A 22,798-nucleotide genomic window follows, 5' to 3' on the forward strand; every position below is an offset into this window, starting at 1 on the left:
GAACCAAAAAAGCCGCTGGGGAATGGTAGATGTTCCCCTTACCAGCTCGTTCCCGGCCGGTTGCTTTCAAGCGCCGGCCGCCTCTCCCCTTTTGCGTGCCGCCATTCCCCAGACCCCGAGGGTGCTTGCTACCATATTGTCAACAATCCAATACTAGTAACCGAGAACAAATAACTAACCCGCGCCGCCGCTGCGCTTGTCCCGGGCGGCTCATAAATCCAAGGCCGGAAGGCGGCTGGAATTATGAATGAAGAATTAAAAATGATGAATTTCGAAGGGGAGATCGTATTAACGTGTCAAGCAATTATTCCGAAACCGGAAGAAGTTCTGTCTGACGAGGGAGCGAGCTACAAAATATACAACCTGGTCTTTCCCGGCCTTGAATGGGGTGCGGAGGCCGAAGCAGGCGTTTGTGGATGTTGCACCGGTGAGGACTTTGATAGCGGGCAACCGGCGTGACGGACCATCAACATCCACGCCTGCTGAGGCTGCAGCGTTTGCCCCATTCACCGCCTTGATCTTTTGGTTCCTTTTGTATCAAGACATACGAGGGACAACTCTATTGGAGAAAATCGCTGCCTGGCTACCGTATTCGGATCAGAATGTGACCTGCATAATTTATACGCGCGATGGGACGGCCCCCGTCGATGCCAAAGCCTTTCCGGGAAGGGGATTACAGGTCGGCGTCTTCGTTTTCTGCCCATTTGACGGCGTGAACCATCAGTTCGGTGGCGTTCTCGAGGTTTAGCTTGGTTTTGATACGGGCGCGATACGACTCCACGGTCTTTATCGAAAGATGCAGTTTTTCGGCTATTTCGCGGGTACTGTTCCCCTTGCCGGTCAGTTCAAATACCTCCAGCTCGCGGTCGCTCAGCTGATCGATCGGTGACTCGTTCATATCTTTCTGGCCACGAGCCATGCCCATCAGCAGCTTCTCGCTTACTTCGCTGCTCACATATATGCCTCCTTTCATAATCTTTCGAAGGGCTTTGACCAACACCTCTCCGGCCTCCAGCTTCATGACGTATCCCTTGGCCCCCGCGCGAATCACCCGCTCGGCGTAAAGCGTTTCATCGTGGCGGGAGACCACCAAAATCTTCACCTCTTCATCCCGGGCGGTCAGGTGTTTGACGAGCTCCAGGCCACTCATGCCGGGCAACGAGATATCCACGATCATAAGGTCAGGCGACAGCTCCTCGAACTTCTGAATCGCCTCTTCCGCCCGGTCAAACTGGGCCACAACATCAAATTCCAGCTCGTTATCCAGGGTTTGTGCCAGCCCTTTCCGCATCATCGGATGATCATCAACTATGATTACTTTCCGTTTATATCCGTTCGACATGGTGTTAGTCCTGTTTATTGGAGTTTTCAAATTCACTGAGCGGGAACCGGCAGTTCACAACGGTCTGTCCCTCGCTGTTTTCACCGATATTCAGGTATCCTCCCAGCATATTGGCCCGGTATATCATGGTATTGACGCCGATTCCCTTCTCCTTACTGCTGTCTTTGGTATTGGAAAACCCGACCCCGTTGTCCAAAACCCTGAGTTCCAGGTACCGCTTTTCCATCTGAACCTGCACGTTTACAGTGGTGGCATACCCGTGTTTGACCGCGTTGCTGATCGCCTCCTGCACAATCCTGTACAGATGAAGGATCGCGACCTTGTCCTCTACGGCCGGCATGGAGTCGAGGTTCAGGTGGCACTCTATGTTGAAGAGCCGGCGGGCCCGCCGGCAGAGTTGTTTCAGGGCAACCTCCAGCCCCTCTTCTTCAATTTCCATGTGTACCAGTCCATGAGAGAGCGACCGCGCCTGCTGATCGGCCTCCCGAACCATATCGGCAATCTCCTGCACATCCTCGGCCCCGGGCAGTTCATTCGACTTCAGCTTGTTTGCCAGATTCTGGGCGATCAGTCCTATCCCGGTCAGCATCTGGCCCAGCCCGTCATGCAATTCCTGGCCAATTTTCCGGCGTTCCTCTTCGCTGATCTGCAGTATCTCATTCTCGAGCCGGCGCCGGCTGCTGATATCACGCACGATGCCGGTAAATATCGTCTCCCCGTCAACCTTTACCTCGCTTACGGCCAGGCTCATCGGGAAAATATCGCCATTTTTTCGCTTGCCCCTCACCTCCCGGCCGATTCCTATGATTCTCTTCTCCCCGGTCTCCAGGTAGTTTTGCATGTACTGATCGTGCTCTTCGTAATAGGGCGACGGCATCAGTATCTTCACATTTTTGCCGATCACCTCCGCCGCTGAGTATCCAAAAATTTTTTCCGCGGCCTTGTTAAAACTTTCGATGGTTGCCGTCTCATCAATCGTGATAATGCCTTCAACAGCAGTATCCAGGATCGATTGCATCTTTCTCTCGTTTCGGGCAAAATCCCTTTTGGTCTCCACCGCCTCCGTGATATCGCTGGCAGTGCCCAGGATCAGCTCTTCTCCGTCGCCCATCGTCAATATATGGCGCTTGACATCCACCCATATCCGGGATCCATCTTTGTGGCGCCCCCTGAAGGTGGCATCGATGCTTTCTCCCCTCTTTAACCGAATGAGCTCTTCCCGGAATATCGCTTCATTGCGATCCGGGTACAGGAACCACACATGCTGTCCCTCCGCCTCTACGGGCGTGTAGCCAAATACATGCTCTCCCCCCTCATTCCAAAACCGTATGCGCCCCTCGAGATCGATAAGCATGGCCAAACGAGGCAGTGCATTGAGGATACGCCGGCAGTCGCTGCCCCTCATCTTATAGCTGGAACTGTTTTTTCCGTCATCCATAGGCACATGTGTAAGCATCAAATGGTCGTCACCTCTCAATTATATTCAATAAAAGTAATTATTCACACTTCCCCATATAAATAAAAATTTGATGGGCGAATTTCCCCCACAACGGTGCGCTCTTTTCCCCTACTTTTACAATACCGCTTCCTCTCTTCCCTGCCTGCCCTGCCGACCCTTACCATACTTATAGAGAAGCAGATAAAAAGATTTAAACACGGACTACCGGCGTGCAATATATGGAGTTCTCCGTAACATCACACGGTACAAACAAAAGGGGAATACCAGGTGGTAGTATCCTCTATTTTTCACCTCACAAGGAATGAAGTCATGGCTAAAAAAAAAGAAACAGAAATTTTTGACCTCTACGACCTGATGCTCGAGCAGCTTCGCGACCTGTATGACGGCGAGCAGCAACAACTTGAAGCCCTGCCCACCTTTAACAAGAAGGCGTTCTCATTTGAACTGCGCGAGATTATTGAATGGCACGAAGGGGAGACCAAACGACAGCTCGTGCGGCTGGACAGTATCTTCAACATTCTGCAGGAACAGCCGGAGGGAGAACACTGCGACGGCATCAAGGGGCTGATTTCGGAGGCTTACAAACTACATGCACGCTGCCAAAACCCGGAGGTGTGTGATGCCGCCCTGATTACAGCCATCCAGCATATCAACCATTACGAAATTGCCGGGTACGGCACGGCGATAGCTTATGCCAAGGCGCTGGAACGACATGAGGTGGCCGAACTCCTGCTGAAATCATTAGGTGAGGAACGGCAGGCCGATTATGGGCTGAGTGACCTTGCCGAGGGCCAGATCAACCCGGATGCCAAATGGAGCTCACTTATCAAAAAGATCGAAAGCCGGGAGCAGCAGAAAGAACGACCCGCATAGCATGGCTGGTCTGTAGATTGTTGATCATTACGTTGGTACTGTTCCACGGGACATACCCATAAACGATCTGTCCGGTTCCGCCTTCATGTGAGGGGAGTGACAGATCAACTTTTTTTCAATACCTTATAGCCTGGATTTCTCACCAAGAAATTTGTTTTTCAGCAAGGCGAAGGGCAAATGGCCGCACAGACGTACGTTGGTACGTTGAGCAGGTGATTTGTCCTTCAACGCAGCTGAAAGGCCCATTTCGCAGCCTGTTACAGACTGTAATGATAATTTGGCAGTAAAAAATAGTATAAGTTATGGTCATCCATGAAGTTACATGATATTTATCCAACATACTCGTGAGAAATCCGGGATAGAGGCCTTTGCAAAACATTCAAAGCACCGTTCGGAGGGAGTTCTACACCCGCTTTATGTGCTAAAGAAGGTCGGTGGTACAACTACCTCCCAACAAAGGATCAGGTTCTGCAAAGCTTCAATACCTTATATGCCAAAACAGATACTCGCAAATCATTTAAGAAGAGATTCTGTCATGCTTGCAGATATTGACACTATTTTTTTTCCGACCGATTTTTCCGAGAATGCAAACCAGGCCCTGCCGTTTGCCGCTGAGCTGGCACTCAAGACAGAGGCCCGGCTATCCCTTTTGTATTGCCTGGAAGAACCCTTTGATTTTGCCCCGATGCATGCCCATGACAAGGAGAAACTTACTGAAAAAGTATCGGAACTTTTTGAGCAGCTGGTTGCCGGGCTGAGACGCAATGAACGGTTCAAACAACTCAAAATCGACACCAAGCTGCTGCCTGGTCACCCGGTGGTAAATATCCTCGATGAGGCCCGCAGCAGCGATGCCGGTCTCATCGTCATGGGGACCAAGGGGGCCACCGGATCACGGAAACTGCTTTTCGGCAGTTTTACAACCGAAACGATCCTGCACTCCAATATTCCGGTGCTGGCCATACCTGAAGGCAGCACATTCAACCAGTTTAAGCAGATCGTATTTACGACCGACTTTCACGAAGATGACCTGAACACCCTGAATGAAGTTCTCAGCCTGGCCCGGCTTTTTAAATCAAACCTCAAGGTGGTTCATGTCGCGGTTGACCAGAGCCTGGAGACGGAGATTAAATTCAGGGGGTTCCGGGACTTGGTCAGGGAAACGCACCCGGAAGCCGATTTATCCTTTGACCTGGTCCGGGAGTTCGATTTTTTCAGCGGTATTGCCGATTACCTGGACAAGCATCCGGTTGACCTGCTGGCGATGGTGCGGTATAAAAAGACATTTTGGGAATCGCTGGTCTCCCGCAGCTTCTCCAAGGAGATGGGATTCTATACGAAAGTGCCACTGCTGGTGATGATGGGAGACCACAAGACCAAGTGATTTAAGCTCCACATGCCAAAGAGTAACCTTCAACCTGTTATACGGGACCTTCATTATGCTACAACTTAACCGCATCTTGTTTCCGACCGATTTTTCTGACAATGCCGAAAACGCCCTGTCTTTTGCCCTCGAACTGGCCAGCCAGACCGGGGCTGCAATCACCCTGTTCCACGTCATTGAGGCCCCCTCCTATATCCCGCATGACTCCGGCGGACTCCCCAAAAGCCATTCGCAGAAAGCGCGTACACTCCTAGAAAAAACGGCTGATTCCATCCGCAAATCTGAACGATACAGTGAGCTCCAGGTGGACCTTGTGCTTCAAAACGGGAACGTTGTATCCTCGATCCTCGAGCACGCCAATTCCAAGGATTTTGATCTTGTCGTGATGGGGACCAAGGGCAGATCTAAAATGAACCGCATTCTTTATGGCAGTATCGCCTCTCACGTGATCCTTGAATCGAGCATACCAGTTCTGGCGATTCCCGAGAACAGCACGCAGGCGACCTTTGACCCGATGACTTTTGCCACTGATTTTCGTTCAGGTGACTGGGCGGCCCTCAAGCAAACCATCGAATGGGCCGACACGTTTAACGCAGATTTGAATGTACTGCACGTGGCGGCAGACCGCGACATGCAGACCGAAATCAAATTCCGGGGATTCAGGGACCTAGTCAGGGAAAAGACGGGAAACCGGGACCGCCCCATCCAATTCGACATAGTCATCCAGAAAGAGTTCCTGGCGGGGGTGGCCGACTATCTCACTGATCACCGAATGGGGCTGCTCGTGCTGGTTCGCTACAAGAAGAAAAGGATCGAAGCACTGCTTAAGAAAGATCATACCAAAGAGCTCAGCTATTATACCAAGGTTCCACTCCTTGTGCTGAATGAATGAGGGCTTTGCAAAACCGTTCCGAGGGAGTTGCACTCCCATTTAAAGGTCAATACGGTCGGTAGTACAACCACCTATAGCAGGCTCTGCAAAGATCCCTGAAGATCAGGAGTCTGGAACTGGAAAGTGTTGTGGCACAACGGGGTATTCAACAGCCGTAAAGTCTCTTGGCTCCCGGCGGAGGAGATGCGGCAGCTTAAGCTTGATGATTTCCCCGCTGCCTCCTTTTCCCTACAAACATCGTCCGGGATCTCTTACTGTAACATCGCGCAGATCAGATATTTTTATTCACTGGGAACTCATGCTTTTTAACAAATACTCCTGATATGAAACCACGGTATAAAAACATCAAAATTAAGCTGGACCAATCCTCTATTACCCCGGAGGACCTGGCGGATCTGCAACGATGGGAAGATGAGGGTGGACACCCCGACAACAAGCCGGATGCAATTTCATCATTGGAACTTCCCCTGCCTCTGCACAAAAAAGAGATTTTTGAGGTAATTGACAGCGAAGTCATCATAGAGGATGGGAAGCTCTACCTGAAAGCGGATATCAACATCCTTTCTCATCACTAATTCCGTTACTGGCTGTTTTTTATTAGCTGCAAACACGGGTAGCCCCTTTTGGGTTTACGGGTAATAGATCGGCCGAGGTTTTTTTCTTTTTTCCCTAAAAACAAGGAAAGATGATTAAGCAGCCTTAATATGAAACAGGAGACGATTTTCTCCAACCGAGGTGTCCCTTTTGTCTTGATACAAAAGGGGCGAAAAAAATCAAGGCGGTGAATGGGGCACCCGCTGCCGCCTGTGCAGGCGTGGATGTTGATGGTCCGTCACGCCGGCTGCTCGCTATCAAGGTTCTCACCGGCAGGGCATCCACCCCCGCCTGCTTCGGCCTCCGCGCCCCATTCAAGGCCGGGAAGGGCAGGGTAGCAATTTTTAGCCCATGCCCCTGCACCAAACATCAGAAGTCGATACCGATGGAAAAATAGTGTATCGGTTTTCCCGCGAATCCATCCCGGTAATAGGGCCACCCTACATCATAGCGGAAGGGAAGTCCCAGCAATATGGTTCTGATACCAAATCCCGCGCCGATCAGTATGTCCCCGTCAATGGCGTTGAAGGTACTGGCGCCGGAGGGAGGCGTGCCGGTTCCCAGCTGCCCGTCACCGGTCAAATAATACTGAACCTCTTCGGCCACTTTCACGTTAAGATCGGCATCATTCAGCGTAACGCTGTTTGTGTTGCCGGTCAGGTCAAAATATTCCAGCGGAATATCCTTTCCCCAGGCCATACCGGCATCGAGGAAAGCGACCCCGGTCATATTGTACAGCGGGAGAAACGGGATGGGGCCCGGCAGGATGGCGGCAAACAGGGGAAACCTGAACTCGGCATTGATCAGGGAAAACTTGTCGCCATAGAGGGTATTGTATTCATGCCCGCGAAGGGGGAGCGCCGGGAGCGTCAGGAACGTTTCAGCCAGCTTGTCGATGGGAATGGAGTTGCCGGACCAGCGCTGGTTGATCCACCCCAGCATGCCACCCATAAAATAGGTCTGCGAGTCGCCCCCGATCGAAACAGCCCCTGAACCACGTACCGCAAATGAGTATCCATAGCGCAGGTTGAAATACTTGCGATAGTCAGCCATCATCGATACAAACTCCAGCTTTTCGCCGATTACGGGGGGACTTCCCGACAGTCCTACTGCGTACCGGTGCCCACCCACCGGCGTAATGAATCCGGGCAGCGTCCGGTCTACCGTGTACGTGGCCTGAGGGTACAGAAAGGTGGTGGCCCTGTTATCTGAAAAGTTGTATCCCAGGATCGTGTAATCCCGGTTGATGGAGAGCGCGCTCATGTTAAAGTCAACCCTGCGGAACTTGTCAATCGGGTATTGGGCCGTTATGCCCCCGCCCATGGAGCGGAACCTGTAAAGCTGTCCGCTGAAGGTCTGATAGTTGGTGGACGAATGAAAGAAGCTGGCCAGCCAGTTGGTTCGCCGTTTGAAGTACCCGTAGGAGAGAAAATAGTCGCTGTTGCGCAGGTCAAACACCAGGTTGCTGCCAAAGGTAATTTGATGATCTCCCAGGAGATCGCTGAATACCACCTGTACCAGCCCGTACGTCCCGTAATAGGTGGAAAAAGAGCCGCCGGCATAGGTGTAGTCGGTGGTAAACTGCAGGCGATACGCTTTTGGTTGATATCGCCCGTCATCGGTTATGCTGTTTGGAGGAGAAAACCGCTGGGCATCGAGGTATTTATTGGCGAATGCCGTATCCTGCTCCACTTCGGGCGAAAATACATAATTACGGAAATCAATTGTATCATCCCCTGTGGTATCGGCGGGGGCCTGCTCCGGTTGTGGTTCCGCTTCCGGCACCGGCTGCTCAGCTTCGGGAACATCCACAGATTCTGCCGGCAGCAACGGATCATCACTGACCGTCTCGGCACGGGCGACCGGGGCACCGAACATCTGGCGGACATACAGCGTGGCCGGGACCCGTTCAATTTCCGATTCTCGTTGTCGACGCAGGGCCCACTCATTCGGCGTTAGCTCGCGTTCCTGCATACGCTGGAAGGGAGAGGTGATCAAAAAGATATCCAGCGTACCTTCATCCACCGAGTTCACCGCCAGCCGGCTGCCGTCGGCACTTATTGATATCTGCATGACACCCGACTGCAGGTTGGTCAGCGGAGCCGTCGTTCGGTCATCCAGGTTCATCCGGTAGATATTCGGAATCCCGTTCTGATCCGATATAAAGACCAGCCGTCCGTCCCGCGTGGTTATCGGTTGCCGTTCCGACCACTGCGGTGTTTTGGTCAGCCTGACCGCCCTCGACGCTCCCAGTTCCACGCGGTAGATATCGGTAGAATAGAGGTCGTTGCTCAGCAACAGGCGGTAATTTTCCTTAAAACTGTTGAGCTCCACATTGTCGCCGCGGGCCGAGACAAAATACACCGACCGGGAATCGCTGCTCCAGGCGGGTTCCATGTCGGATATCACATCGTTGGTCAGATTCATAAACTCGCGGGTTTGCAGGTTGTAGATAAAGATATCCTGGTAGGGACCGATATTCCCGTCAAACGCAATTTTCTGTCCGTCCGGCGACCAGGAGACCGAGCCTATCGCATCGAGGCGCGGGAACTTGATCTTCTGTATCTCACCGGTCTCGTAATCCACAATAGCCAGGTCATCCGCCCCCTTCGATTTGGCCGACAAGGTTAATTTTGAACCGTCCGGCGACCAGCTCAGGTTGGGATTCAGGATATTTAACTCCTCGAAATTGATGTTGTCGCTTCCCCTGATCAGCGTTTTCAACTTGTTGCCTGTAATGGCGCTGATAACGACGACATCAAAATAACCCCGGTCATTGGTAATCATGGCGATCTTGTCGCCCTGCGGCGAAATAGCGGGACTCGTATTGTAGGTGTTATCACGGGTCCATTCCGTCACATGCGTGGCAAAATTCCGGATATTTTCCCGTTCCGCCACTTCCGGCAGGTAACGCTTGCGGTAGTAATCTTTCCACCGGTCATTAAGCTGCTCTATGGAGAGTCCCAGTGCCTGCTCGAATCCGACCTCCACGCTGCGCCGGGTCTTGATGATCTGGAGGATCTCCCCGATTTTTGCCCGCCCGTATTCCTCCACGATAAAATTCCAGAGCGACTGTCCCCCGCGGTAGGCAAAATAGCCCCCCAGCTGCGGCAGGTCCGGCAGGTAGTCGTTGATGACAGCGTCCCGGATCCACATATCCGTGTTGGTATCCCAGCCGTTCGACACATATTCCGCCAGCCCTTCATCAAACCAGTTGGGAAAGATAAGCTGCACATTATTGCTGATGATTGACTGAATGCTGCCACCGTAAAACATGTCGTTGAATACGGCGTGCAGCAGTTCATGGTGCAGGGTGCTGCGAAATTCGGTGTAGTTGCCGCTGAACGGCATCGTGATCCGGTTTTTGTACAGATCCGTAACCCCGCCGATGCCCTGCGCATCTATAGGCAGGTTCACGACGTTTGTCTGGGAAAAATCGTTGTGGGAATCATAGATAATAACCCGGATCCGGTTCGCGATTTCGTGGTTGAAATCCTCATTAAGCTGCTTCAGTGAGGATTCGAGCGTACGCACCGTAAAGTCGGCCAGTTCATAGTTGAGGGGATCGTAATAATGCACGTCAAAATGATCGGACTGAATATATCGCCAGTCGAAGCTGTTGTACTGTACCCTGTTTTTGCCAAACCCAAAATATTGGGCATCTGCGGTTTCTGTCGCAAGAAGGAGCATACATGCGATCCACAGGAGCCGCTTCGCTTGTTGAAAATAGTATTTGTTAAATTTCAAGGGGGGACCTCTCGTATGTCGTTGTTTCGTCAGTATATCCTTTTCGCCAGGCACACATCCTGTGTGTTGTTCCCTTTGATCCGGTAATGTCCCGCTTGTGTTCAAAAGGAGCAGCACGATTCCCGTATTTATAAGACCGGGTTTCCAGTCTGTTTCTTACGCTCAAATCGTGGAATTATTGCAGGATCCTGAATTATTTTATGAGGACCTTGAAGAACCGTTGTTTTGCCCGATTCCGGCATGTTCGCCCATTTCAATCTCTCCGGGATATCGCTTCATCACATAAAACCGATGCCAGCTCCAATGAGACGGCATCATCCGTTAGCCCTCTCTTGAGAGGGCCTTCGCAAAACCCTCAACTCCTCGTTCTGAGGGGGGATATCCCCCCCCACCAAGGTCGGTGATACAACTACCTCTCAACAAAATAGCAAGTTTTTCAACAGTCCCTCCTGGGAGATTCTGCTTTATTTTTTGAGTTCTTTCCTGAGCGCTTCAAATCCTTTTTTAGTATCCTTCCACAGCTTTTCCGCATCTTTTCGGAGATCGCTGAATGCCGCTTCTCCCACCTCCTCGAGGCGATGCATCTTCTCCCGGAGCTGATCCCGGCTGGTTTTGAGCGCTTCCATCCTTTTGGCAAAACCCGCCTTCATTTTTTCCACCTGCTTTTCGCTCTTATCCTCCAACTCTTCGAGCTCTGTATCCCATTTTTTGAGCTGCGCTGAGAGTTTTTCGATATACTCATCACGTTTGGATCGTTTAGTCATTTTTTTGGCCTTTGTCATGGATTTCTCATTCTCTTCTGTTGGTTCCATAGCTTTCTCCTTTTTATTGTAGTGGTCTTAGTAAACCGCTGTTTCACCCGATTTCTGTATTTTCAACGCCCACTCAGACGGAATGTTTCTCCAGGCTGCTGTCCCAAAGCTGACGAATATCTTTGGGCAGTGTAGCGTAGACATCTTGCAGCTCTCCCTCGCTCACATGGTCGTATAACACCAGCAGTACCGCTTTGAAGGCGGTCGAAGAATCAAAATCAACCGCCGGGCCCACTGCCATATCGATCCGTGTTTCCAGCTCGCTGCGATTAAATTTTTCCGGCTTGTTGCCAAGCTGATATCCTTCTAAAAACAGCCCGCGAATAAGCATCGGAAATTGGGCAGACAGCTGGAAAACTTCTGCCGGGGGCACCCGGTCCCGCAGACCCTGGAGTACGCCCCGCAGTGCATTCCACGCCCAATCTTTGCGATCCCCGGTCTTCAGGTATGCTGACACCTCGTCGATCCACCGCTCAACCTCGTTTACATATTTTACCAGGTTGACTTCTTTCTTGACTGCCCGCTGCTGCCGGTTGCCGGAGGCTGGGTTACCCTCATTGTTTGCGCGCCGTTTCCGCTGCTCACGCTTCTTTTTCGGGAGCTTTTCAAACCAGTGAAGTTCTTCCTTTTCTTTATCCATAATGGCGGGTTTCATATGTTCCACATTTTTAAAAATTCTTCCGCACAGACTGCTTACCATGCGGGATTGTATTGTATATACCTATATTAGCGGGAGGGCAAATACAGGTATTCCCACACTTTCTTGAAGGAGCTTCCACTACACTGCTGCCAAATCGATTCCATGTGTTTACCGCTATAACAGTAAATACCAGATCGCAGTCATTGTCTTGTGCTCCAATTGACCTGCGGTTGATTTTACACCAGGATCCGGCACTGTAGTTGAACTAACTATGCACGCAACTCCGGTAACACACGATACGATCCATCTGCCACTTCAACCTTTTCAAAGCCGGACATACCATCCCATTCCCCCCTGTACCGAATCCATTTTCCGGGTCGGCCATTGGAAATTCAACAGAGAAGATATCCCGCACCGCTGTTTGCCCTTGTCCCCGACCTGAAGAGGTCTAACATTTCCGGTCAACGAGGGGCCGCCAAAGCTGCTCTTGCTGTAGCTGATTGTATTGGCATCTCCCGGGTCGATATCCGGACAAGAGAGTGGTGGCTTTATGATTTTGTGTCAAGATTAATTTTTTAGAACCGTATCTTTTCACCAGGTGAGGGGTAACATTGCGCCTTTATTACGCATTACAGGGAACCTGCTACCCATGGCGCAAGACTATATGGATGTTCCGCTCACGTTCCAACTCCTCAGTTGCCCCCCGGCCGCACGACCTCATAGTCAAACGTACCGTAGAACGTTCGTCCAAACATGTCGGTGACCCGGATCTGAACAGTATGCTTTCCTGTGGGGAGGTTATTCGGCACGCCAACACTCCACAGATGTGTGGATGTTACCGGATTCGAAGGGCGTTTTCCCGCAAGCAGAGATTCCGAAGTATCCCATTTTTCCCGGAGCTGTGCCACATACGGATCGCTTTCCTCAACCTTGCCCATAGGTCGCCACCCGCTGTTCGCAACGTTGTACTCTACCCTGGTCTTCTCTGAACCCATAAAATAATTCACAAAAATCTCAGCGCCGTGCCAGCTGTCCTGGGGAACTACTTTGGGACCCCAGATACTCATGCGGTACGACTCCTCATAACCCGCCGCCCGGTAATCCAGTGTAAACTCGTTGCCGGTAAAATTAATGATGGCATAGCCGTTGGGGGTGCCGTCGCGCATCAAGGTGGGAGGAATACCGCGCTCATCCGGCACGCCCGACCACCAGTCGCCGGAGGTCGTACCCACATTGTAGTGAATATGGGGATTTTCCCGGTGCCAGCCTCTATCCTCCCCATAAAACGCAAATTGCTGAATATGCGTGTGGGCCGACAGCGACAGGGTATGCGGGTAATCCTTCAGCAGGTCAAAAAGCCGGCTCCTGTCTTCAATACGGAACGTGCGACGACCTTCCGGCACGATGAGAGGGATATGAAACGCCAGCACCACCAGCTTGTCTTTGGATACGTGTTTCAGGTCATTTTCTAAAAATGTGAGCTGTTCGTCGGTAAATCCACCGATATAGCCCGATTTGCCGTCGCTGCGCGGGTACACTACATCATCCAGCACGATAAAATGGACCTGACCGTGGTTGAAAGAATAGGTAGCGGGACCAAAAACGCGCTCGAACGTCTCGTCGGCGAACCGGTCGGATTCCGCATCAAAATTCATGTCATGGTTGCCGTATACATGGAACCAGGGAATGCCCGCCCGGGCCACCGACTGGATGTAGGGGGCAAACAGGTCGAGATCGTCACCCACGATATCGCCGAGGGTAATTCCCATATCGTAGCCTTCAATCCCCGCTACTTCAGAGACGATGTCGCGGTCAAAATACTCGACCTGCTGCTCGGTATACGGCTGGGGATCCCCAAACACCAGCATCCTGAACTGCTGCTTTTTTTCGGTCTTTATCAACGGGAAATCAACCGATTCCGGCAGCGGTCCCGTCGGCTCCACACCGGCGTATTCCAGCTCCGGCGATCCCGCGGGCTTGTGGATATAATAAAACTGTGGCAGGTTTTGATCATCTGTCGGCAGCTTGTAGCCCGAGGGTTTAATCACGAAAAGGATATCGTCGTCATCCACCGGCAACGTGTAGCGCCCCCGGTCATCCGTGAGTACCACATCCCGGCCGTTGGAGACAGCCACAGAAGCTACTCCGCTCTCCCCCCTCTCTTTTTGCCCATTCCCGTTGGTATCTTCAAAGACCGTGCCTTTGGCCGTTTGCTGGGCCAGGGCGCCCGTTACCGTCAGTAGGAAGAATACAATAAGAGTTCCCGCGTGTTTCATATCAATAACGCTATTAATTCTAAAGTACTTAAAGGAAACAATTATACCTCTGGTATATCAAGGGTAAAGAAAATTAAAGTTAAATTTTCTTTACCTTTGGTTCTTCAAATTTTTAACACAACAACCAATATATCATATCGTGAAGGTAATACCCGCCATTGACCTGCTGAACGGCCAGGTTGTACGACTCCACAAAGGAGATTATGACCAAGCTACCATTTACAATGACAATCCGCTGGATGAGGCTCAAAAGTTCAAAAAAGCGGGGTTTTCTCATATTCATGTCGTAGACCTGAATGGAGCCCGGCAGGGCGAATTTGTCAATCTGAAACAGATCTCCTCCATCATTGAAAATACCGGGTTGTCCGTACAGACCGGCGGAGGCATCCGAAGTTATGAAGATGCTGACATGTTGTTAAAAAGGGGGATCGACCGCGTTATCTGCAGCTCCATGGCGGTGCGAAAACCGGCGGACTGGCTCAAGCTCATCGGGGAACGGGCGGAACGAGCGATCCTGGGCATGGACCTGAAAGAAGGAAAAGTGGCGTATGCCGGCTGGGAAGAGACCTCCGACGACTCGCTCAACGACTTTTTGAAACCCATGATCAAGCACGGTCTCAGGCATGTACTCACCACAGACATCAGCCGGGACGGAACCCTTGAAGGCCCCAACATCGACCTATACCGATCCCTGATGCAGCAGTTCCCCGATCTTGATTTTATCGCTTCAGGCGGCGTGGGCAGCTACTCCGACCTGCTTGAATTGCAGAAAACCGGTATTGGATCTGTTGTGGTGGGTCGTGCGTATTACGATGGTAAAATTTCGCTGGAGCAGCTGGCCGATTTTGCTTAAAATCTGACCCAAATTCATTTATTCCGATTTTCCGGTGCTACAGGGGGCTTTCCCCCGATTTATTGAAAACCTTATCCGCTGAACGCGTACACGTACTACCGCCCGAAATCGTCCTGTACACGGACGATGTCATCTTCATCGGAGGGGTTTTGGGCATCGGTGTGTTGCCAAATTTCAGCGAGTACGCCCCAGTTTTTCAGCCCGACCAACCGGTGACGCTCTCCCTGCTTCAGCTTTACAAGATCCCCGGTATCAAACGTCTCAACCGGTCCCTGCTTGTCGGTATCGCTCCTCATCACACCGACGGGTCCCTCAATCACTTTCCAGATTTCTGCCCGCCGATGATGGTATTGCCAGGAAAGCCGCTTTTCCGGCTCCACAATCAAAATTTTGGGACTCAATTTTCCTGCAATCTTGAGTTCATCCACCGGCACGTCCTCAAAATAGGTATCGGCGAATTGCGGAGCCTCTGACTCTTTAATTACAAAAAATCCCCCCCAGGGGCGCTCCCGGTCCTGGTCAATGATGGTAAAACCCTGCTCCTGAATTTTCTGCTTGGTATCTTCAAAGATCTGTGGCCTGGCGTCTTCAGAACCCATTCAAATCGTTTTGAATCGTATCATTACAAGTATTTTTTTCGAACGAGCGAACTTAATAAAGAAAGCGTATCTAAACCATTTTAATTTTTCGAGGTTATCCAATGTCGCCCGCTGAAAATTGTCTGACCAAGGATATTACCCGGACGACCGTGCCCTCTCCAGGTATTCCTGCAGGCTGTACTCCTGTGGGGATTCCACGTCGCTTTGGGAATCGCCGGCTTTAGCTTTTCCCGCATTAGCCAGTTCTTCTTCCAGTTTACTTTCAGTGTGGATCTCTTCTTCTGATGCAAGTAGAGCCGTTCCTTTTGTCCCCGGTTCTTCCGCCCGCTTGTCCCCTTTTGCCGATTCAAGATCACCCGTTTTTGACTGCTGATCATCGGTGGTGGACACTGTTGATTGCTCCTCTTTGAAATCATCCGCTCGGGTATCGACCGGAAGGTCCGAAGCATCTTCCCGTACTCCCTCCACGGCCAGAGATGGAGATCCGGATGTAGTTGAAGCTGATGGATCCGGCGACTTCTCACGCTCGCCCGGTCCCATCCCTTCTCCGTCCCCGGCATCAGGCTCGGGCTCAATATTGCTGCTTTCCCCTCCCGGCGGTGCTGCTGTTTCAAGTTTATCCTCCGGTTCCCGTTTCTCCTGCTTCGTCAGCTTTTTCCAGAGCCTCCTCTCTGCCCGGATCCAAACCGAATCTTCGCCGGCACGTCGTATAAATCCCAGTAACACGCTGACTGCGAAGATGCTGCAAAACATTGTGCCGGCTGTCGCCAACGTAGTGAGCGGAGCCGCTTCCAAATTCCGGTGTACAGCCACTAAAAATTTTGTGGCCCCATTCAGGATCAGCATTATGCTGTCGAAGGCACCTGTTCCGTGAAGGTCGACAAACTCAGCCGGCGACAGCGTGGTATAATCGGGAATCGTGCTTTCCAGATTTTTAAGTTGCGCGGATACCTCGGATATCTGCTCCAACAGGGCTGGAAAGGCACTGAAGCTGTACAACACTCTATCTGCAAATGAGCCCTGCGACCCCAGGGTTAAAAGAGAAGCCAAAACGGCACCACATTTTACAACAAACTCAACAACAGCCAGTACAATTTTACTTACGAATTCCCCGAAAATTTTAAGCGTCATAGCGAAATTTTGTTATTGCCAAGGTACTAGCTCAACAGACGTAGTCCTTCCCCTGAGAACCTGCATGGTGCGGTCCCATTTTTGGGTAGTAAGCCGTTTATTCACAAGAGTGCTGTCTTCAGTACTTGTTACAAATTGACTGGGGTAACAGCAGGGGCTACAACGGTTTAAGAGAAAGGAAAATCAAAAAAGCCCCGGAAAGTCCGGGGCCACAAGGTTGGTTATTTATTATTTTAGTTGTTCTCTTCTCTGACGCAATCACTTACAGGTTCTTTGTGGCAAGGTTCTACTGCGGTTGCGCCACATTCCGGACATTCAACTGGTTTACTCATAACAACCTCCCGTTTTTGTTTTGGATTAGACTATATTTTATTTAACCCTGCAAAAAAATTCCAGTTAAGCGGTTTATTTAAATGTGGTTTAAATAGCTTCATTTTAACCTCCTCCGGTATTCAGATATGTTGACGCAAATGGCTATATTTACCACGAAAAATCTTCCAAAAATTAGGATCATATGCTTGCTAAACGCATTATTCCATGTTTAGACATCAAAGACGGCAGAACGGTTAAAGGAGTCAACTTCGTAGATCTGCGGGATGCTGGCGACCCTGTTGAACTTGCCAGGCGATATGCCGATGAAGGCGCGGATGAACTCGTATTTCTGGATATTACCGCCACCCAGGAAAAGCGAAAAACACTGGTTCAGCTGGTTCGGCGGATCGCCCGTGAAATCGATATCCCCTTTACCGTGGGAGGGGGCATCCGCAAGCTGGATGAGATCGAGGAGATACTGCATGCCGGGGCCGACAAGGTTTCACTGAACAGTGCCATCGTTAAAAATCCGGATCTCATCAACCGGGCATCCGAGCGGTTTGGAGCCCAGTGCATCGTTGCTGCCGTAGACGCCAAACGCAGGGGCGACTCCTGGTCGGTATTTATCAAAGGAGGCACGGAAGATACCGGAAAGGACGCACTGCAATGGATGAAAGAGGTGGAGCAACGGGGTGCGGGAGAAATACTGCTGACCAGCATGGACCGCGACGGAACCAAATCGGGATTTGACGTGGACCTTCTCCGCAAAGTGAATAAAGAGGTGCGTATCCCCGTCATCGCGAGTGGTGGCGCCGGAACCATCCAGCACTGTATAGAGGCCATCCGGGAAGGGGCTGCCGATGCTGTGCTGGCTGCCAGTATCTTTCACTTCCAGGAAATCGATATCAAAGATCTCAAAGCTTCTTTTAACAACGAGGATATTCCCGTGCGGATCGTACCGTAGAATGGAACCTTCCAAACATCACGGGATCCTGCCCTGATGCTGTGGCAACCCCGGTATTAATTCCGCCGTTAATTGTGTACTTTCTCACCGAAATAATTGTAAAACCGACAGCTTAATTTTTTTACTTGCCAGATGGACATCGACAAAATAGATTTTAACAAGGGGGATGGACTCGTTCCCGCAATCATACAGGACGCCGATACCTACCAGGTCCTGATGCTCGGCTATATGAACAAACCCGCACTAAAAAAAACGATTGACCAGAGGCGGGTCACGTTTTACAGCCGCAGCAAAGAACGCCTGTGGACCAAGGGAGAGACGTCCGAAAACTACCTCGACCTGGTTGAGATCCAGGCCGACTGTGACAATGATACGCTGCTGATTTTTACCCATCCCCAGGGACCGACCTGCCACACGGGAAACACCTCCTGTTTCCACGAAAAAGAATTTCGTCCCAAAAAAGAGCGGTATGCGTTCCTGAAAGAGCTTGAAGACCTGATTAAAAACCGTAAAGCCAACCTGCCGGAAGATTCATATACTACCTACCTCTTCAAAAAAGGGATCGACAAAATGGCCCAAAAGGTGGGTGAAGAAGCCGTGGAAACGGTCATCGAAGCAAAAAATGACAAAAAGAAAAAATTTGTCGGAGAAGTGGCCGACCTGTTTTTTCACCTGATGGTCCTGATGGTGGAAAAAGGGATATCACTCAAAAAAGTGGTTAAAAAACTTAAAAAACGCCACAACAAGGGGAACCACAAGCACCTCGGGTGATAGATTTAGTTATTCGGCATTGCCCGGCCATGCTGGTCTATTCTGTCATTTGTAGCTATTTCCTGGTTACAATTTTATAGAGCCAGACAATAAAGAGCATACCGGCAATCGCACCCAGCCAGTCGGCGTAGGGAACGAATGACTCCGGTACAAGGCGCAGCGCGTCGGTGCTTTCCTGAAGGGCAAAAGGAATGGCGAGAATAATACCGATTAAGGCTTCCCCGGTGATAAGTCCGGATGAAAACAGCAGCCCGCGGCGCTCACCCAGTTCTTGTGCTTCTTCAGGATCTTTCCCCTCCCGGGCAGCCCTGTCAGCAATTCTTTTACCGGCATACCAGGCAATCAGTCCCCCGATAAAGATCGGCACCGTCAGCTCCAGTGGCAGATATATTCCCACAGCTACCGCCAGCACCGGGGCCCTGAAATCAGAACCGCGGGCCTCCAGGTATTTATCAAAAAGGATAATCGCTATCGCTATCACACATCCTATAATGATCATGGTCCATTCCAGGTTCTGGGCAAACACGCCCTCCGCCACCGACTGCATCAGGGTGGCCTGGGGGGCACTGAGCATCTCCTCAGGGTTCATTCCCTCCCTTGGGAAAACCCCGCCCATGCCGTAGGCGTTAAATAACAAGCTCAGGATGGGGGCAATCACCAGCGCCGACGCAATAACCCCGACCACCTGCATAATCTGCTGCTTGTAGGGGGTGGCCCCAACCAGTTGTCCCGCTTTCAAATCCTGCATATTATCCCCGGCGATGGCTGCGGCACAGGCGACCATCGCACCAACTACAACCGCTGCGGCAGCAGCAGCCCCGGCCCGCTCGGTGTCGACACCGAATTCCAGTTGTGTTCCCAGCAGTGCCAACAGTATCAAGGCCGTGGCGAGAATTGTTGCAATCGTGACCCCTGAAATCGGGTTGTTGGAGGAGCCTACCAGACCCGCCATATAGCCGGCCACCGAGGAAAACAGGAAACCGGCCACCAGTGAAAACAGGGTTCCAATCGCCATTGTTGTCCAATACAGTCCGCTGCTGACCGGCAGATGGGCCGTATCAATCACTTGCGTAAACACGATAAAAATCGGGACAGCAAGGCCGATTACCCCCCACAGAACATAATTGATCGGGGCATCCTTCTCAGTTCGTGGTATATCGATCCCCTCACCCGCACGGACTTTTTTGACCGCCTCCCAGGATGACTTGATGCCATCCACCAGCGGTTTTGCCAGTGAAACAAGCGCCCAAATGCCACCAACCACCATAGCCCCCACTCCCATATAGCGGATCTTCTGGCTCCAGACTTCCAGCGCGGCGGTATAGCCGGTTGCGCTCCCGGTGACCTGCTTCAGAACTTCCGGATCAGCCAGCGCTGTATAGATCGGAATTCCAAACAGCCAGGAAATAAGTCCGCCGGAAAATACAAGGACTGCAATATTCAGTCCAACGATATATCCCACTCCCAACAAGGCCACAGAGAGCTCGGTTCCCATCCCAAAAACAGACCGACCGGCGGTAACTGAGCCGGAAACAGAACCGGAAAAAAGTTTGAATCCTGTTTGACCCAGTTTATACAATCCACCAAACAAGCCCGCCCATAATATATATTTGATACCCTTGCCGCCCTCGGAACCGGCCTTCAGCACCTCTCCGGTGGCTATCCCCTCCGGAAACTTCAACCCCTGCTCAATGATAAGCGCTCGTCGCAAGGGGATGGTAAAAAGCACTCCCAGTACGCCTCCAAACAGGGCAATGGCCATGGTATCTATAAATGGGAAATCAGTCCAGTACTGCAGTAAAATCAGCGCCGGCAATGTGAAAATCACCCCGGCCGCCAGCGATTCGCCGGCCGAAGCGGCCGTTTGCACAATATTATTTTCCAGGATATTCGACTCCCTGAACAGCCGAAGCACCGCCATAGAGATAACGGCAGCCGGTATCGAGGCTGAAACGGTCATCCCCACCTTCAGCCCCAAATAGGCATTTGCCCCTGCCAGGATAGCCGACAACAGAATCCCCAAAATTACGGCCTTGATTGTTATCTGGGGGAGATCGTCTTCCGGTCGAACATAGGGAGTAAATTTTTCAGGTTGATTGCCCAAAGCTGACCTCCATAATTCTCTACTCTTTGTCTATTGACTTGATTTACTTGTGATGGTAGTCCCGGAAGACCGGGTGCACCCCGTATTTGTGTAATTCATTGTATAACAGCAGGATAATGAACGTTCCTCCGGTACAGCCCAGCTGGCGTTGAGTGAAAGATTCCATAGCTCACCTACCCCGCGCTGGTCGGCCGGGCCCAATGGCCTGTATCCCGGATGAAACCAACTTCCATTAAGGGTAAAAACCCGGGATTGGGTAAAAACAGAGGTTTTGCAAAGATCTCTTGTTAATCTGCTACACTTTTCTTCCGCTCAACCGGATCGACAACCTCATACGGGAGTTTGTCAGTTACGCACCCCTCAGAAGCCGAGGAGACCAGCAGTGCATATTTATACAGGGCCCCGCTGTTTACTTTAAGCGGCGGAGCCTCCCATTTTTCGCGACGCGCCTCCAGCTCCTGCTCCGGGATGTCAATCTGCAGGACCCGCTCCTCAGCATCAATAACAATCGGGTCTCCGTCCTCGAGCAGTGCAATGGGTCCGCCCACCTGGGCTTCAGGAGTTACGTGGCCGATGACAAACCCGTGTGATCCGCCGGAAAAGCGACCATCGGTGATCAGGGCCACCTCCTTACCGAGTCCCGCACCCATGATGGCAGCCGTAATAGACAACATTTCACGCATTCCGGGTCCGCCTTTTGGGCCCTCGTAGCGGATTACAACCACATCGCCCGCCTGCACTTTTCCATTCTGAATCGCTTTCAGGCTCTCTTCTTCAGACTCAAACACCTTTGCAGATCCTTCAAAGCGCAATCCCTCTTTCCCGGTTATTTTCGCCACGGCCCCTTCAGGAGCAAGATTTCCATAGAGCACCTGCAGGTGACCGGTCTCCTTAATCGGATCCGATATCGGTTGAATAATATTTTGTTCCTTCAGCAAACCGGGAACTTCGGCTACATTTTCAGCCAGCGTTTTACCCGTCACCGTAATACAATCTCCGTTCAGGTATCCTTCCTCCAGCAACAGCTTCTGCACGGCCGGCACCCCTCCCACGTTGAAGAGATCCTCCATCACATACTTGCCACTGGGTTTAAGATCAGCAATAAACGGGGTGTCGTTGCTGATCTCCTGGAAATCGTCAATAGTGAAATCCACCTCGGCCGCATGGGCAATAGCCAGCATATGCATGACGGCATTGGTCGATCCCCCCAGCGCCACAATCATCCGTACCGCGTTGGTCAGCGACTCCCTGGTGATGATATCCCGCGGTTTCAGATCCTGCTCCAGCAAGTTCAGGACCGCCTTGCCAGCCCGCCGGCACTCCTCCATTTTTTGCTGATGAGTGGCCGGAATCGATGAACTGAACGGCAGGCTCATTCCCATGGTTTCTATGGCTGAAGCCATCGTATTCGCTGTATACATCCCACCACAAGCTCCCGCTCCGGGACACGCATGCTTGATCACGTTGTTGAGTTCATCCTTGTCAATATTCTCAGAAAGGTATTCGCCATACGATTCAAATGCCGATACAATATTCAGATCCTCCCCTTTCCACTTTCCAGGACGGATCGTTCCCCCGTATACCATGATAGAGGGGCGGTTAAACCGCGCCATCGCCATCACCGAACCCGGCATGTTCTTGTCGCAGCCCACCACCGAAATATTGGCATCGTACCATTGGGCCCGCATAACGGTTTCAATTGAATCTGCGATGATATCGCGGGACTGAAGTGAATATTTCATTCCCTGCGTTCCCATCGAAATTCCATCGCTAACCCCAATACTGTGGAACACAAAGCCAACCAGTCCGGCATCCCAAACACTGTCGCGTATCTGCTCCGCCAGCCCGTTCAGGTGCATGTTGCAGGGATTGCCCTCCCAGCCCGTGCTGGCGATACCCACCTGGGCCTTGTCCATATCTTCGTCGTCAAGACCGGCACCGTAGAGCATGGCGCGTGAGCCAACCTGTGATTCTTCCTGTGTAAGTCGGGAACTGTATTTATTGAGTTTTTCAGCCATAAAATTCAGAATATTCTTTAATAACCA

18 protein-coding genes are annotated in these 22,798 nt (G+C 51.4%); 8 read left to right on the plus strand and 10 right to left on the minus strand.

Going from position 1 to position 22,798, the window contains the following annotated elements:
• The first annotated feature begins 243 nt into the window (after positions 1–243).
• Positions 244–459, plus strand: coding sequence for a hypothetical protein (locus tag ACG2E4_RS11980; protein WP_395276708.1), 216 nt, complete (start codon positions 244–246; stop codon positions 457–459).
• A 214-nt stretch (positions 460–673) separates the two neighbouring features.
• On the opposite strand, the gene ACG2E4_RS11985 is transcribed toward ACG2E4_RS11980, so the two are convergent.
• Both ACG2E4_RS11985 and ACG2E4_RS11990 read right to left on the minus strand, forming a co-directional pair.
• Complete coding sequence (locus ACG2E4_RS11985) at positions 674–1,342, minus strand: response regulator (protein WP_395276709.1); 669 nt, start codon at positions 1,340–1,342, stop codon at positions 674–676.
• A gap of 4 nt (positions 1,343–1,346) precedes the next feature.
• A complete protein-coding gene (locus tag ACG2E4_RS11990; RefSeq protein WP_395276710.1) occupies positions 1,347–2,780 on the minus strand; it encodes a PAS domain S-box protein in 1,434 nt (477 codons plus the stop codon).
• Positions 2,781–3,110: 330 nt separating this feature from the next.
• Here ACG2E4_RS11990 and ACG2E4_RS11995 point away from each other — a divergent pair, with 330 nt between their 5' ends.
• From ACG2E4_RS11995 to ACG2E4_RS12010, 4 genes are all read left to right on the plus strand, one after another.
• A complete protein-coding gene (locus ACG2E4_RS11995) occupies positions 3,111–3,674 on the plus strand; it encodes a ferritin-like domain-containing protein (protein ID WP_395276711.1) in 564 nt (187 codons plus the stop codon).
• Positions 3,675–4,209: 535 nt separating this feature from the next.
• Positions 4,210–5,058: a universal stress protein gene (locus ACG2E4_RS12000; RefSeq protein ID WP_395261707.1), complete on the plus strand. Its 849-nt coding sequence runs from the start codon at positions 4,210–4,212 to the stop codon at positions 5,056–5,058.
• A gap of 55 nt (positions 5,059–5,113) precedes the next feature.
• Positions 5,114–5,950 (plus strand): universal stress protein, encoded by an 837-nt coding sequence (locus ACG2E4_RS12005; RefSeq protein WP_395261708.1) that lies wholly within the window; start codon positions 5,114–5,116, stop codon positions 5,948–5,950.
• Positions 5,951–6,273: 323 nt separating this feature from the next.
• Positions 6,274–6,525 (plus strand): hypothetical protein, encoded by a 252-nt coding sequence (locus ACG2E4_RS12010; RefSeq protein ID WP_395261709.1) that lies wholly within the window; start codon positions 6,274–6,276, stop codon positions 6,523–6,525.
• 388 nt (positions 6,526–6,913) lie between these two features.
• On the opposite strand, the gene ACG2E4_RS12015 is transcribed toward ACG2E4_RS12010, so the two are convergent.
• The 4 genes from ACG2E4_RS12015 to ACG2E4_RS12030 all read right to left on the minus strand — a co-directional run bounded on the left by ACG2E4_RS12015 (position 6,914) and on the right by ACG2E4_RS12030 (position 14,019).
• The gene (locus tag ACG2E4_RS12015) at positions 6,914–10,291 is read right to left on the minus strand and encodes a peptidase MA family metallohydrolase (RefSeq protein ID WP_395276712.1); all 3,378 of its coding nucleotides are present in this window, start codon (positions 10,289–10,291) and stop codon (positions 6,914–6,916) included.
• A gap of 464 nt (positions 10,292–10,755) precedes the next feature.
• Entirely contained in the window at positions 10,756–11,103 is a 348-nt protein-coding gene (locus tag ACG2E4_RS12020; protein ID WP_395276713.1) for a hypothetical protein, read from the minus strand.
• 73 nt (positions 11,104–11,176) lie between these two features.
• Positions 11,177–11,743, minus strand: a complete 567-nt coding sequence (locus ACG2E4_RS12025) for a DUF2267 domain-containing protein (RefSeq protein ID WP_395276714.1) — start codon at positions 11,741–11,743, stop codon at positions 11,177–11,179.
• A 692-nt stretch (positions 11,744–12,435) separates the two neighbouring features.
• Positions 12,436–14,019, minus strand: a complete 1,584-nt coding sequence (locus ACG2E4_RS12030) for a calcineurin-like phosphoesterase C-terminal domain-containing protein (RefSeq protein WP_395276715.1) — start codon at positions 14,017–14,019, stop codon at positions 12,436–12,438.
• 139 nt (positions 14,020–14,158) lie between these two features.
• On the opposite strand from ACG2E4_RS12030, the gene hisA reads away from it, so the two are divergent.
• The gene (hisA, locus tag ACG2E4_RS12035; RefSeq protein WP_395276716.1) at positions 14,159–14,872 is read left to right on the plus strand and encodes a 1-(5-phosphoribosyl)-5-[(5-phosphoribosylamino)methylideneamino]imidazole-4-carboxamide isomerase; all 714 of its coding nucleotides are present in this window, start codon (positions 14,159–14,161) and stop codon (positions 14,870–14,872) included.
• Between the two features lie 95 nt (positions 14,873–14,967).
• On the opposite strand, the gene ACG2E4_RS12040 is transcribed toward hisA, so the two are convergent.
• Both ACG2E4_RS12040 and ACG2E4_RS12045 read right to left on the minus strand, forming a co-directional pair.
• Positions 14,968–15,471: a phosphoheptose isomerase gene (locus tag ACG2E4_RS12040; RefSeq protein WP_395276717.1), complete on the minus strand. Its 504-nt coding sequence runs from the start codon at positions 15,469–15,471 to the stop codon at positions 14,968–14,970.
• A 135-nt stretch (positions 15,472–15,606) separates the two neighbouring features.
• Complete coding sequence (locus tag ACG2E4_RS12045; protein ID WP_395276718.1) at positions 15,607–16,602, minus strand: hypothetical protein; 996 nt, start codon at positions 16,600–16,602, stop codon at positions 15,607–15,609.
• 514 nt (positions 16,603–17,116) lie between these two features.
• On the opposite strand from ACG2E4_RS12045, the gene hisF reads away from it, so the two are divergent.
• Together hisF and hisIE are read left to right on the plus strand one after the other, a co-directional pair.
• Positions 17,117–17,878, plus strand: a complete 762-nt coding sequence (hisF, locus tag ACG2E4_RS12050; RefSeq protein WP_395276719.1) for an imidazole glycerol phosphate synthase subunit HisF — start codon at positions 17,117–17,119, stop codon at positions 17,876–17,878.
• A 132-nt stretch (positions 17,879–18,010) separates the two neighbouring features.
• Complete coding sequence (gene hisIE / locus ACG2E4_RS12055) at positions 18,011–18,649, plus strand: bifunctional phosphoribosyl-AMP cyclohydrolase/phosphoribosyl-ATP diphosphatase HisIE (RefSeq protein ID WP_395276720.1); 639 nt, start codon at positions 18,011–18,013, stop codon at positions 18,647–18,649.
• A 55-nt stretch (positions 18,650–18,704) separates the two neighbouring features.
• Here hisIE and ACG2E4_RS12060 read toward each other — a convergent pair whose 3' ends face one another.
• Positions 18,705–20,753 (minus strand): OPT family oligopeptide transporter, encoded by a 2,049-nt coding sequence (locus ACG2E4_RS12060; protein ID WP_395276721.1) that lies wholly within the window; start codon positions 20,751–20,753, stop codon positions 18,705–18,707.
• A gap of 287 nt (positions 20,754–21,040) precedes the next feature.
• Positions 21,041–22,771, minus strand: a complete 1,731-nt coding sequence (gene ilvD / locus ACG2E4_RS12065; RefSeq protein ID WP_395261722.1) for a dihydroxy-acid dehydratase — start codon at positions 22,769–22,771, stop codon at positions 21,041–21,043.
• Positions 22,772–22,798 lie beyond the last annotated feature (27 nt).

The organism is Halalkalibaculum sp. DA384, from assembly GCF_043951955.1.
Taxonomy (GTDB): Bacteria; Bacteroidota; Rhodothermia; order Balneolales; family Balneolaceae; genus JAMQKA01.

What these genes read in the sequence shown, in the direction of transcription:
- ACG2E4_RS11980 (WP_395276708.1), top strand. Translation starts at nt 244, where the DNA reads ATGAATGAAGAATTAAAAATGATGAATTTCGAAGGGGAGATCGTATTA.
- ACG2E4_RS11985 (WP_395276709.1), bottom strand. Translation starts at nt 1,342, where the DNA reads ATGTCGAACGGATATAAACGGAAAGTAATCATAGTTGATGATCATCCG.
- ACG2E4_RS11990 (WP_395276710.1), bottom strand. Translation starts at nt 2,780, where the DNA reads ATGGATGACGGAAAAAACAGTTCCAGCTATAAGATGAGGGGCAGCGAC.
- ACG2E4_RS11995 (WP_395276711.1), top strand. Translation starts at nt 3,111, where the DNA reads ATGGCTAAAAAAAAAGAAACAGAAATTTTTGACCTCTACGACCTGATG.
- ACG2E4_RS12000 (WP_395261707.1), top strand. Translation starts at nt 4,210, where the DNA reads ATGCTTGCAGATATTGACACTATTTTTTTTCCGACCGATTTTTCCGAG.
- ACG2E4_RS12005 (WP_395261708.1), top strand. Translation starts at nt 5,114, where the DNA reads ATGCTACAACTTAACCGCATCTTGTTTCCGACCGATTTTTCTGACAAT.
- ACG2E4_RS12010 (WP_395261709.1), top strand. Translation starts at nt 6,274, where the DNA reads ATGAAACCACGGTATAAAAACATCAAAATTAAGCTGGACCAATCCTCT.
- ACG2E4_RS12020 (WP_395276713.1), bottom strand. Translation starts at nt 11,103, where the DNA reads ATGGAACCAACAGAAGAGAATGAGAAATCCATGACAAAGGCCAAAAAA.
- ACG2E4_RS12025 (WP_395276714.1), bottom strand. Translation starts at nt 11,743, where the DNA reads ATGGATAAAGAAAAGGAAGAACTTCACTGGTTTGAAAAGCTCCCGAAA.
- ACG2E4_RS12030 (WP_395276715.1), bottom strand. Translation starts at nt 14,019, where the DNA reads ATGAAACACGCGGGAACTCTTATTGTATTCTTCCTACTGACGGTAACG.
- ACG2E4_RS12040 (WP_395276717.1), bottom strand. Translation starts at nt 15,471, where the DNA reads ATGGGTTCTGAAGACGCCAGGCCACAGATCTTTGAAGATACCAAGCAG.
- ACG2E4_RS12045 (WP_395276718.1), bottom strand. Translation starts at nt 16,602, where the DNA reads ATGACGCTTAAAATTTTCGGGGAATTCGTAAGTAAAATTGTACTGGCT.
- hisF (WP_395276719.1), top strand. Translation starts at nt 17,117, where the DNA reads ATGCTTGCTAAACGCATTATTCCATGTTTAGACATCAAAGACGGCAGA.
- hisIE (WP_395276720.1), top strand. Translation starts at nt 18,011, where the DNA reads ATGGACATCGACAAAATAGATTTTAACAAGGGGGATGGACTCGTTCCC.
- ilvD (WP_395261722.1), bottom strand. Translation starts at nt 22,771, where the DNA reads ATGGCTGAAAAACTCAATAAATACAGTTCCCGACTTACACAGGAAGAA.